General features: G+C 72.5%; 4 protein-coding genes. All 4 read right to left on the reverse strand.

Going from position 1 to position 12,922, the window contains the following annotated elements; genetic code table 11:
• Position 1: 1 nt before the first annotated feature.
• Positions 2 to 4,171: a HEAT repeat domain-containing protein gene (locus PLE19_08775; GenBank protein ID HPD15031.1), complete on the reverse strand. Its 4,170-nt coding sequence runs from the start codon at positions 4,169 to 4,171 to the stop codon at positions 2 to 4.
• 80 nt (positions 4,172 to 4,251) lie between these two features.
• A complete protein-coding gene (locus PLE19_08780; GenBank protein HPD15032.1) occupies positions 4,252 to 11,202 on the reverse strand; it encodes a DUF4159 domain-containing protein in 6,951 nt (2,316 codons plus the stop codon).
• 16 nt (positions 11,203 to 11,218) lie between these two features.
• On the reverse strand, positions 11,219 to 11,647 hold the full coding sequence (locus PLE19_08785; protein HPD15033.1) for a biopolymer transporter ExbD: 429 nt from the start codon (positions 11,645 to 11,647) through the stop codon (positions 11,219 to 11,221).
• The gene (locus PLE19_08790; protein HPD15034.1) at positions 11,622 to 12,461 is read right to left on the reverse strand and encodes a MotA/TolQ/ExbB proton channel family protein; all 840 of its coding nucleotides are present in this window, start codon (positions 12,459 to 12,461) and stop codon (positions 11,622 to 11,624) included. The genes PLE19_08785 and PLE19_08790 overlap by 26 nt, the downstream gene beginning before the upstream one ends.
• Between the last annotated feature and the right edge of the window lie 461 nt (positions 12,462 to 12,922).

Below are 12,922 nucleotides of genomic sequence, written 5' to 3' on the forward strand. Positions count from 1 at the left end.
CCTACGGCGTCGCCTCGCGGGTCTCACCCAAGTGGTCCACGTAAAGGACCGCCTGGCGGGTAAGCGCCGCCAGAGCCCAGGCCGCCTCGCACCGCACAAACGGGTCGCCATCGCGCAACAGCGGCTGGAGGACGGGCACTGCCCGCGGCTCTCCTGTGGCGCCGAGAGCCTCGGCTGCCGCCGCCCGAGCCTCGGGAGTCCCCCCGCGGAGGGCGGCCGAAAGCGTCTCCACGGCCCCTGCCTCGGCCAGCGCCTGCATGGCAGGCCCCTGGAGCACGGGCGATTCCAGCAACTCGGCGAGTTGCGGCGCGGCGGCGGCCCCGCGCATCCGGGCATAGGGAAGGACAGATTGCCGCCGAAGGTCGTCGGGAAGGGGCGAGCGCCAGAGCTCGGCAAAGAAGCCCGGCAGCCCTTGGGCCCGCAGGGCCATGAGGGCGGGCACGTAGGGCGAGTTGGTCGGCAAGGGGCCGACGGCGTTCTCGATCAGCGGGCTCCACACGGGGCCGACCGCCCCGGCCGCCTGAAGAGCCGCTGCCCACAGAGCCCGCTCCTCGGGCTGCCGCAGGAGTGCCGGCTCGGCCAGGCCACGCCACAGGATCTTCACCAGGGCGGGGCCGGCCTCCTGGAGGCCGAGGCTCCCCGCCATCTCCACGAGTGCCCTGCGGGTGCTCGCACTCAGACGGCCCGTGTCCAGCAGGGCCACAAGGACGGGCACCGCGCTCGTGTCGCGGAGCGCCGCGAGCGTCGCCGCGGCCCGGTCGGTGAACGTCGCCGCGGCGTCAGGGGCCAGGAACTTGCGCAACGCCGCGGGGGCGCGCTCGTCCTCCACCGAGGCCAGCCACTCTGCGGCGGCGAGTTGCACCTCGGGGTCCTCATGCGAGAGCCCGCGCGCCATCGCCGCCTGCACGGCGCGGCCCCGCATCGGCGCCAGCGCGCGCAGGAGCGGGCCGCTCGGCGCGCGTCGCACGGCACCGACAAGAGCCTGGGCCACGTGGGGATCCTCCTGCCTCGCCAACAGGCGCGCGGCCGCGGTCCGAGCATCTGGCGCTCCCGCGTCCAGAACGCGCAGCAGCCGCTCATCCGTGCCGTGGTAGCCGATGGCGCCCAGAGCGCCCAGCGCCGCAACAGCCACCTCCTCATTCGCGCCCGAGGCCAGATCCAGGAGCGCCTCCGCAGCCGCAACACTCCCGAGGCGCTGGAGGGCGCCCACAGCCGCCAGCCGCACAGCGGTGGACGAATCGCGGCGCGCCGCATCGGCCAGGTAGGGGATCGCGCCCGGGCCCGCCTCCGCCAGCGCGGCCGCCGACGCCGAGCGAACGATCGGGTCCTTGTCGCTGCTCAGGGCGCCGAGAACAGCCTGAAGGCTGGCGGGCATCGCGCGCCCCAGGCCGCGGGCCGCCGCGGCTCTCACGAGCGGATGCGGATCAGCGGCCAAGGCATCTTCGAACACCGCGCGCAGCCCAGGCAGGAATCGGGCGCCCACCGACAGCGCGGCCTGCGCCACCGGCCCGCTACGCTGGACGGCAGAGGCGATCACCGCGGGAGCCACGTCCTGGTGCTCGGCGGCAATGGCCACGATGGCCGACGCCTCCTCATCGGACTTCGCCGCCTGAAGGAGCGAGGGCAGCTCATGGGCCAGCTCGGGATGGCGGCCCAGCAGCCGGCTGGCAAGCCACTGGGCGAGCGGCGAGTCGAGGCCGTGCCCGGCCAGCGCAGCGAGCCGTGCGCGAGGACTCATCGGCTCGCCCGCCTTGAGGCCCGGCGCATAGGCCGCCTGGCACAACGGCATCAGGAAGAGGCCCGAACGTCCGTCGGGAGCGTGAGCGTCAATCAGCAAAGCGCTGGCCGTGGCCAGCAGCGAATCGTGGAAACCGACCTCGATCTCGCCCCCCTCGCTGGTGAGTTTGCCGGGGTGCCAGTGGGTGGTTCGCCGCAGGATGCCTGCGGGAGGACTGCCCTGGAAGGTAGGGCGGACGAGTTCCAGGCGAACCACGGACCGCACCGGCTGGCCCAGGCGGTCGCGGGTGGCAACGCCGAAGCCGCGCCCCGACCACTCGCCCTGCCGGACCCAGAGGAGGCGAGGCTGAATATCGAGCACACGACCCCCCGGCTCCACGCCAAGGCTCGCGCGCCCGGCCCACCCTCGCTCTTCCGCAATCTGCACCAGCGTGATATCCAGCGGATCGCGGTCGTCGGGGCCGGCGCCCAGCGCCAGCCCCAGAGCCCCTGTGCGAAGGGAAAGGGTCCTCCAGGTGGCCCCCGGCCCCCCGCGAAGCGTCATCGCCACGGGCGCGGTCCGCCCGGGCGCAGCGACCACGGCCCGCACCCGGCCCCCGCGCCTGACCCAGGGGGCCTCGGGGTAGAAGGCAGGGGCCTCCGCCCCACCCCAGTACACGTCCTTGCCGTCGTCGGCCACCCACACCGAGACGGCATCCGAGCGCCCGGCGGCCTCCACCGCGAACTTGTAGCGCCCCGGGCTCGTGGTCGTGATGTTGAGGCGCTGACTCAGGAGCCAGGCCACCGATGCACGCGCCACCTCGCGGGTCTTGGCCTCCCCATCGCTCTCCTCGTGTTCCACCGTGCAGACGGCTTGAGTGGCCTCCTGCAAAGCCGGCGGCAGCGCGCTGCGGAAACTCAGGGCCAGAGGCTCGCCGGGACGCAGGAAGCTCTCCTTGGCCTCCACCGTGACGGCCGGCGCCTCGCGCAGGAGGACGAATTCGGCGGAGCGCTCCACCGTGCCAAGCCCCGGCGCGAGCACCTCGACCTGGACGCCGCAGAGCAGGTCCTCCGAGGGCAACTCGGCATGGGTCGGTTCCCAGCGCACGGTAGCGCGTCCCTGCGAATCGGTTTGAGTCACAGGGGGAAGCCGGATCGGGATGGCGACGATCTGCCTCGGGTCGCAGGGAGCCGTGCCGGAAGCCCACGCAGGGCCGCCGGCCATCGCCACGGGATAGCCCCAGGTCAGCACACGCACACGCGCGCCGGCGATTGGGCCGCCGTCGGGCCGCGCCGCCTCCACCTGGAGCTCCAGCGGGTCGCCGGGCGCCACCACACTGCGGCTCAAGCCAAGTTTGACGCGGAATCGCGAGGGACTGGGCAGCGCCACAGAGAAGGCATCGAAGCGCCGCGGCTCGAATCGCGGCGCGTCCTCCATCCCGATCACGACCGTGTATGCGCCCGGCGGCGCGTCCTTCGCCAGCTCGAATGCCGCGGTGAACGAGCCCACCTCGTCCGTCGCCGTCCTCAAGCTGCCGGCCACCACCTCCCCCGGGTCCAGAAGCAGCAGCTTGACCGGCGCACCGGCCGCTGGCGCGAAGCGGTGGCCGGGGCGCGCCTGCACCATGCCCACCAGTTCGGCCGTCTGGCCCGGACGGAACACGTGACTGCGGGCCGTCACGCTCAGGCGCCAGGCCGCCTCCGAATGGTCGAGGACCCGCCGCTGCGTCGCCACGGCATAGTGCCCCCCATGCGAGGCCACGGCGGTGGCCGCCAGCGAGGGGGCAAAGCGGTCGCGCAGCATCGAAGAGCGCCAACGCCCGTCGGCATCGGTGGAGCCGGAGACGGCCAGGAGACGTTCCCTGCCTAGGCGCTCGGACCGGTACAAGACGCGGACGTACGCGCCGGAGACGGGTTTGCCCGTCTGTGCTTCGGCGCAGAGCACCTCGCAGTCGTCATCGAACAGCGTCAGCATCGCGTGGATCTCCGAGGCCAGCACCAGCGCCACGGAGACCTCGCTGCCCGACCGGGACCGGAGGACGTAGGCGCCGGGCCGCGGAAGCCGCAGGCGCCACGGCGTCTCGGACTCCACCTCGATGGGCACCGGCCGCGCCAGCCGGTCGCCCCTCGGCTGCCACGCCTCCAGCCAGGGCGTCACCTCCGGGCGGTCGAGATCGAGGAGGTCGATCTGCCAGAGCTCCAGGCTCGCCCCGGGCCGCGGCGGCCAGGGCGGGGTGAACGGCCCGGGGACGTTGCGCACCACCACGGTGGGCCACACCGTGGCCGAGCGCTCGGCCGGCTTGAGCCGAGGGGTGGGGGGGGCATCGCGAATGCGCCGTGCCCGTGGCAGGATGCATCCGCCTCCCGCCAGGATCAGGCCGACGGTCCCCAGAAACCAGGCGGCACAGAGGAGGGAAGAGGGTGCGGCCGGCTGCATCCGTGTCTGTGTGCCCACTGCCCTCTTCCTTCCGCGGTCGGGAATGCCCCGTATTCTAGCCTCGTCCCCGCCCCTGTCAACGGGCCCCGGAAAGGGCCTCAGGGCTTGGAGCGCAGCTCGATGCGGTCGAGAACCACCGTGCCTTCGGGCTGGATCGGGTAGAGCAGGATGGCCACGCGGCGGACCGCCTCGAGGTTGGCGGGGCGCCGGGAGTACTCCGTCTCGCCCTCCGGGACGGGCTCGCCTGTCTTCCACGTCGGGGCGCGGAGGTCGAAGAAGATGCGCTGCCGCCCGGGTTTGATGAAGGCGGGCCGGCTCTCGAAGTACTTCCAGTCGGGCATCGTGACGAGGGCGATGCTCAGACGCGCGCCGCCCTCGAGGCGGCTCTCGACATCCAGGTAGCAGCGGTCCTGCCGGCTGAGGTCCTGCTCTTGCGGCAGGTCGCGGATGATGACGGCTTTGGCGTCGTCGCGGCCGAGGCGGAAGCTGACCGCCAGCCTCCGGCCCGCGGCGGCCGGGTCGGCGTGCCGCAGGTAGCGCAGGGTGGCGGCGCCGGCCTTGTCCCACGTCTCCTCCGCAGCCCAGTGCTCCTCGCCGAAGCTGTCGAACAGGGTGGCGGGGGCGTCTTCATAGGGGTCGCGCTGGGCGGCGGCGGCCTCGCGCTGCCGCCGCAGCGAGTCGGCCGCCCGGCCCGCCAGGCCGCGGTCGGCCGCCCCGCGGCCGCCCGTGAGAGCGTAGACGACGATGTTGCTGGCCATGAGGAAGGAGGCTTCCTGCATCTCGGCCGGCGACAGGCTGCTGAGCGAGACCTTTCCGGGGTGCGTGTCGGGCTTGATCTCCAGGCCGCAGCCGTAGTCGTTGCGGGTGTAGATGACGCCCAGGCGGCCATTGATCTCGATGCCTTCGAGGAAGCTCTGGCGGTACTTGTCGCCCGGGGGCGGCCAGTAGCCCTTGTAGCCCTGGCTCAGGTCGAAGCACGAGCGCAGGAGCGGGTGGTCATCGGCCCTCTCGATCTTGGCGAGCTGGTAGCCGTCGGCTCGCGGCAGCACGCGGGCGATCTCGCGGCGGAAGGCCCTGTCCCAGGTGGGGTCGTCCTCGTGCGTGCAGTCCTCGGCCCACAGGGTGCCGCCGGCCATCAGGTAGCGGCGCAGGCTGGCCACTTCGTCCCCGGTGAGGCGGAAGTCCTTGTGGCCGGTCATGTAGATCCACGGGGAGTTCATCACCCTGGGGCTGTCGAGGGGCACGTCGAGGACGTCGGTCTCGAGGTTGAACCCCACACGCTCGCGGAGTTGCCAGGCCAGGAACGGCATCGCGGTGCGATGCACATCCCAGTCGGCCGCGCCGCCGCCGTACTTCACCGTGGTCAGCACGAAGCTCTTCACGCTTCCCGAGGCGTCGCCCACCACGGCGCCGGCCTCCTGGCCGCGCGAGGCCAGGGCGGGCAGCAGGAGCCTCGTCGCGGCCTCTATACGCGTGGGCCCCTGCGCCACGTCGCGCGGGCGGGGTGTCTGAAGGCGCGTCGGCGGAGTCTCTCGGGGGGCCTCCGTCGTCGTGGGCCCGGCCTCGGCGCGCAACGCCTGGATGGGCACCTCGCCGAGGGCAAAGTCCCGGCCTGCCGCCGCGGCCCGGGCGCCGACCGATACGGGCTCCTCCGGGTGGGACTCGACGGCCTCGGGCGTCTGAGGCCGCGCCAAACGTGGAGCAGGCGCATCGGGCAGAGCGCCCCGAGCCTCCGCCGCCGGGCCTCGGACGGCTTCTGCGGGCCGTGCGGCGAGGACGCGGCCCGTGGGCAGCGTCGGCGGTCCGCCGCGCTCGATGCGGCCCGCCAGGTTCCCGCGGCTCACGCCGACCTGGGCCGGGGCATCGGCGGCCAGTGCAGGGGCATCTGCCATTCGCCTGGTGGGGGCTACGCCCTCCTGGGGCAGGTCCGCAAGGTTCGGGCTCTCGCGCCGGCCGGCGCCCGGCCACGCAACCGCCACCTCGGGGGCGGAGCCGGCGGCGGAGGGCCTCGCGGCCACCTCGCCGCGAGGCGCGCTGATGCCGATGCTTTCGCTGCCTGCCATGGCCAGGCGGCCTGTCTCCTCGCCCCGCCCCTGGAGTCGCCAGATGGCCACAACGGTCTGGGGGCTTGGCTCGCTGCTCGTCAGCCCGGCATCGCGGCGCACGGCGGTGAGCGGCCCCTCGACCAGTTGGACCTCTTCCAGCCCGGGCGCGTGACGCGGCGAAGGCTGCCCCACGCCGTCCGCCCGCTCTGGGAGGATGGGCGCGCTGGGCGCGGGCCGCCCCACCGCGGAGGGGCCGGGCGCAGGATCGATCGGGCCGGGCGCGGCCGCCATCGGCGCCTTCGCCGCTTCGCGGCCGGCCCCGCCGCGCGCCCCCGTCTCCGCCCGATGCGGCGCCACGGCGACGGGCCCCGGCTCCGAGCGGAGTTCGCCCCGAGCAGCGGGAGGCCGCACCATCGGGTCCACCACCGGCTGCTCCTCGGGCGAAGCAAAGGCGATCGGGGCCTCCCTGGGCGAAGCCCCCGCCCGTTCCGCCGACCGCGGGATCAGCGCCGCCACCGCGGGCTCAGGCGCGGCTGGGCCACGTTCGGTCGCAGGGCGCGCCGCGCCGACGACCAGGGGCCCGGCACCCTCGGCCCCACGCTCCAGGGGCATCTCGCCCTGCGGCCTTGCTGCCGCAACCCGGGTTGCTCCGGGCGCGCCCGACGGGCTACTGGGCTGGACGGCCACGCGGGCCGCGCCTTCGATGGCCGGCACCACCTCATCGGGGGTAGCAAACGCGGGTGGCTCCGCCGGGCGATCCGCCGCTGCCGCGGCCCCGGCGCCGGACGCCGAGGGCTCGGGCAACCGCGGCTGGGGAAGCGCACGCGCGGCTTCGCCCGGCCGCCGCGCGTCGGCCAGGGCCACTCGTTCGCCGGAGCCGGTCCCTCGTTCGAGCGTGCGCGGCTGCGACGCCTTGTGCGGCTGGGTTGCCTCGGCGGCCGGCGACGCGCCGCCTGCGGCCTGCCTTTCGGTTCGCGCGGCCTCCTGCTGGAGGGCCTCGATGGCGGGGACCAGTTCCTCGGGGGCCAGCGTCATCCTCTCCGTGGCTTGCGCCTGGGCCAGACCGGGCGCCGCGGTGTCGGCGGCGGCCCTCTCAGGGGTCGTCATCTTGGGCTGGAGCGCGGCGCGGACGGCTTCCTCGAGCTGCTGGCGGCTCAGGGCGCGCACTTGCGCCATGCGCTGGGCCTCGAGTTCGGCGGCCTGCGGCGTCTCGGGCTCCGCGGGCTTCGGAGCTTGCGAAGCTTCGCGGAGGTCCTCGACAATCTGGGCGAGTTCCTCCACGGTGAACCGCTCAGTGCCGGGGGGCCTGGGGGCCAGTTCGGGCTTTTCCTGGGCCGCCGGCCTGTCGAGCTGTGCTTCGGCAGGGTTGAGCTTGCGGCGCTCGCTTTCGAGCAGCGCCCGGGCCACCCGCGCGGCCTCTTGCTGGCGGCGCTCGGCCTCGAGGCGGCGCTCGCGCTCGGCCTGGGCGCGGAGTTCGTCGGCCGCGCTGGCCTGCTGGCTCGAGAAGGCGCTGGGGGCGAGGGCCTTCAGCCCCACCTGGAACAGCGGCCCGATCTCCTGCTTGCGCACCTTCTCGGCGAGGAAGATGTCGAGGGTCACGAACAGCGCAGCCACGTGCAACAGGGCCGACACGGCGAAGTACTTCGCCATGCGCGGCATGCGGTGCGACCGGATCACCCGCCTCGCCAGAAGATAGGTCAGGGCGAGCATGGCCAGCAGAAGGCATAGCAGCAAGAAGAGCAGGAGGCCCTCGGCCCAGCCGATCCCGCCGGGTTTCGTGGCCGTCACGGCAGGCGGCGGCGGAGCCACGACCTCGACTCGCACGCGGAACGTCGCAGGCGAGCCTGGGCCGCGAACCTCCCAGGCGGCCTCCCGCTCTCCCGATGGGGCGTCCTGCGCGACACTCACCTGAATGCCGATCGGGTGGGCCACGCCGGGCAGCAGGACGGCGCCAGCCCGCTGTGCGCGGAGCGTCACCCCGTCAGCAGACGGCGCGGCAGCAAGAGAGACGCGCTGCACGCGAGGGTGAATGGACTGGAGCACCAGGGCCAGCTCCGCCGTCTGGCCCGGCGACATCGCGCCGAAGTCCAGCACAGGGTCGGCGATGGCGAATGTGGTGCCGGGCGGGGTGAACACCGAGCCCCGGACGAGAAGCGTCGCCGGCAGCGACCGTCCGCGAGCCGTCACCTTGCCTTCGAAGGGCACCTCATCGGGCCCCGAGGCGGGCCGCAACGTCAGGGCGAGTTCCACCGCACCAGAGGCGTCGAGGGTCAGCCGCTCCGGTCTCACCGTCGCCGCGAGGATGTCGGGCGGGAAGTTCGCCCCTTCGATGGCCACGTCCTGCGGCTCGTCCACGAGCGACTTCACTCGAACACGAACTTCTTCAGAGATGCCCGCCTGCAAGCGACCGACATCCACCACGGCTGGCTCGAACGCGACTGACTCGTGGGGCGGGCGGAACAGCACCGCGCGGGCTTCGAGGGAGGCGCCGCGAGACGGCCCCCGGAAGGCCACCACGGCTTGGATCGGACCTGGCCTGGCTTCTGGCTCCACTGTCAGTCGGAGTGTCACGCGCCCCTTGCCGTTCGGCGGCAAGGCCAGCGACTGGGGCTCGACGGCCAGACGCCAGCCCGCACCTGCCTCGGGCAGGTGCATCTCGACACGCTGTTCGGCAGCGACCAGTGATGCGACCTCGATCACGGCCTCCTTGCTCGTGCCGATGGCCACCCGTTCGAGATCGAGCGTGGTCGCAATCTGGAACGTGTTGGCCGCGCCCACCTGCACGGTGCAGGCCACCTTGTGCTCACCAAGCGGCGAGCGGAGCGCCAACTCGCCTCGGTAGTTCCCCGGCGCCTGGGTGGGAGGCACGCCAAGGCGAATCTGGACAGCGGCCGGCTCTCCCGGCTTGAGGGCCACCTGTTCGGCAGCCGTGACGGCCATCGAGGGCGTCGCCGGCGGGCCGGCAAGAGGCATCGGCGCCAGGGTCACCTCTCGCGGCCGGAGACCCGCCAGGGTGAGCGTGAGGTGGCGCTCCACCGTCTGGCCCGGCACAACCTCACCGAAGTTGACCGTCTCCGCGGACAGGGTGAGGCTGGGCCTCACCACTCGCACCGCGACAGGCACTTCGGCCTTGCCTGCCGGCGTTTCGATCCGCAGGGTCGCCTGGGTCTGCCCGCTGGGCGCTTCGGGCGGCGCGGCGAAGACGATGCGCGCGGTGGCCTCTCTCGTGGTGAGACCGAGGGTCGCGGGTTCCGCGGTGAGCCGCGGGTCCGACGACGTGATGCGTGCGGCGGCGGCCCCACGAGGCTCCAGTCGGAGTCCGAGGGATGCCTCGGCCCTCTCGCCGCTCTCGATGGCTCCGAGGTCGAGGCGGCCTGCGCTGAGCGCGAGGCGCGGCGGCCGCATGTCTTCGGTCGAGACAGCGGCCGTGACTTCCAGCTCGCGCTCGAAGCGATGGCCTGCCGGGGTCGTGCCTTCGGCCACGATGCGCAGGACGCAGGCGCCGGGGGTATCGAGGCCGGGAAGCGTGGCGGCGAAGACGCCGTCCTTGGGCGCCGTGTCGCCGTGCTGGCCATCGTCAAAGAGCCGCCGCGTCACCGTGGCCCCATCGGGCGTCGTCACGCGGGCCTCGACCCGGGCGTCGGCCAACACCGTGTCGGCATTGGCCAGACTGACGGCGAGTTCGATGGGTTCGCCTCGGCGGTACGCGGGGCGTAGCGGGAATGCCCGCAGCAGGAGAGGGGTGACCGCGGTGGCGGCGAGGCCGACCTGGGCAGGGCGGGGAGAGGCGAGACGCGCCACGCAACGCCCGGGAACGGGGTCCCAGAGGTCGTAGTGCTGGTAGTCGGCCTTGCGGCCGTAGGCGGCGGTCTGGTCGGCCTTGGGCAGGTCGGGCGTGAGCAAGCGCGCTTGCGTGTCTCGAAGGGTGAAGCCGATGTCGCTGTCGCGCGAGTTGAGCCTCACGGTCAGTGCCGAGATCGTGTCGTCCACGAAGAGCCCCTCTTCCAGCGGCGCCTGAGCCTGGAGCGACAGGCTTCGGGAACAGATGGGGACCTTTCGGTGGAGCGTGACGCAGATCCTGCTGAAGATGTCCTGGAGCTCGGCGTTGGTGGGGGCCGAGTGGTAGTCGCCCCCCGTTTCGGCGGCGATGCGCTGAAGGACTTCGGCGTCGGCGAGTTTCGACAGGCCGACCGTGTAGATGCGCCAGCGCTGTTCCGCGAAGGCGCGGTGGGCGTTCTCGTAGACGCCCGGCTCGTCCTTGCCGTCGGAGAGCAGCAGGGCGACCTTGTTCGGGCTGGGCGACTGCTCGAGCACTTTGCGGGCCTCGGCCAGGGCGGCGTCCATGTCGGTCTGGCCCATGGAGCTGATGTTGTTGATGGCCTTGTAGAGGGCGTCGGGCTGAGCGGTGGGCGTGAGGGGGACGAGGGTGCGGGCCTTGTCGTTGAAGGCCACGAGGGCGATGTGGCCGATGCGGGTGCTGCGGCGCGCGAGGTCCACGAACGTCTTGGCGGCCGCGATGCGCAGCCACTCGGGGTCGGTGCGGGTCATGGAGAGCGATTCGTCAATGACCAGCGCCACGTCGAGCGCGTCGGCGGGTGCGCCGAGGAACTGGCCGAGGTGGTGCGCGGCGAGGAGTCGGCCGCCGTGTTTCACGTGCACGACGAGCTGGAGCGCGACACCGCCGATGCCTGGGGGCGACTGCCGGAGGTCCAGGTACCAGGCGTCGTCGAGGCGCTTGGCGAACAGGCGGCGGATGCGGAACGGCGGCGTGGCGGCCTCGGCGGCCGGCAGCGAGGCGGGGGCGAGGTAGACGGCGAAGTCGTCGGGGCCGAGCGTGTCGGCCAATTCAGCCGCGGGCTGAATGCGCAGGAGGACGTCAAGCGTGGTGCCGTGGGCGTCGGCCCGCAGCACGTCCAGGCGGGTGGGGGGTTGCGCTGCCCATGCGGCTGCGCATGCGGCCGTGGCGGCGAGGCAGGCGGCGAGCAGCGCGCGCGGCCGAAGCATCACGGGGCGGCCCCTTCTATTCCTTCGGCGTCTCGAAGGCGGTGGCGATGAAGTAGGTCTTCACGTTGGCCTTCTTGCAGGCGTTCAGCACGTCCACGATCCGCTGGTGATAGGCGTGCTTGTCGCCGCGGATGATCACCACGAGGTTCGGGTTGTCCTTCACGCCCTTGGCGAGAGCCTCGTCGAGTTCCTGGAGCGAGAGGATGCGCTGGTTGACCACGAAGAAGCCGCCATCGGCTTCGCTGCGGACGTTGACGGTGATCTCGCGCTGGGTCTGGGGGGTGGCCTTGCCCTCGCTGGCCTTGGGCGGGTCCACCTTGATGTCTTTCTCGACCTTGTAGAAACTCGTGGCGGTGAGGAAGAAGAGGAGCAGTTGGAAGACGACGTCGATGAGCGGCGTCATCGGCAGCCCTTCGTCCTCATCGCGGCGGCGATGAATCCGCATTGGCCTTGTTCCCCTTGAGGGCGTCTACCAGGTGCGAAGCGGAGTCCTCGATCTGCACGATCATCCGGTCGGCCTTGTCGCGGTAGTAGTGGTAGAGGCAGTAGCAGGGAATGGCCACGGCCAGTCCGGCGAATGTGGTCAGCAGGGCCGTGGCCACGCCGGAGGCGAGCTGGCGCGGGTCGCCCATCGCGCCCTTGCGGGCCACGACGTCGAAGGCGAGGATCATGCCTTGCACGGTGCCCAGCAGGCCGAGGAGCGGCGCCACGCTGCTCACGATGTTGAGCGGGCGGTTGAAGCGGTCCATCAGCCACTGTTCGCGTTCGCCGGCCTCTTCCATCGCGGTGAGGATTTCCTCGCGCGAGCGGTCGGCCACGGCCAGGCCGGCGGCCAGCACGCGGGTGAGGGCCGACGGCTTCTGGGCGCAGAGGCGGGCCGCTTCGGCCACGCCGGAGCTGCGCAGCGCGTCCAGCACGGCTTTGCCCATCCCCTTCGGCACCACCGCCCGTTCGCGCAGCGCCACGGCCCGTTCGATGATGAAGGCCATGCCGATCACCGAGGCGGCCAGAATGGGCCACATGAGCGCGCCGCCGGCCCGGAAGGTCTGCCATAGGTTCTTGCCGAGGATCGTGCCGCCCTCCGCGTCCGCGGCGGCGGGGCTCTCGGCGGAGCCCTCGCGGTCAACGGGCAGAGCCGTCGAGGGCTTCTCCTTTGAAGGAGCAGGCGCAGCGCCGGCCGGCGCTGCCCCCTCGCCCGTCGCGGTCGCTGCCAGGCAGGCGAGCATCAGGGCGGCCACCCATTTGCAGCCGTGGAGCATGGCCTCTTGTCCACTCCTCGACACGGGGGAATACTGGATGCAAGCCGAATCGGCGCTTACCCTTACTTTAGCAGGTTCGTTTTCGCACGCAAGAGGCCGTTTACAAAAACTGACACGGCCACGCAAACGCTGACACGGGAGGCGGGGCTCGTCCGAGGCGGCTGCGATGTGAGCGCTGGCCTTCGGGAGGGGCACAGGCGGCGCCTCGCACCGACCCCCGAACCCCCACGTTCCGCGTGGGGGCGGAGGTGCGGACGCTCCTGCGTCCAACCCTGACCTCCCGCAACCCCAACCTCCCGCGGGTTTGCAGCCCGCGGGAGGTTCTCTTCCCCGAAGAGGAAGAGGCCGCGGAGCGGCCAGGGGACCCGTCCCCACGCAGAGCGTAGGGACGAGAAGAAGGGCCAGAGCGTGGGGGCGGAGGTGCGGACGCTCCTGCGTCCAACCCTGACCTCCCGCAACCC

This window comes from Planctomycetota bacterium, assembly GCA_035384565.1.
GTDB lineage: Bacteria > Planctomycetota > PUPC01 > DSUN01 > DSUN01 > DAOOIT01.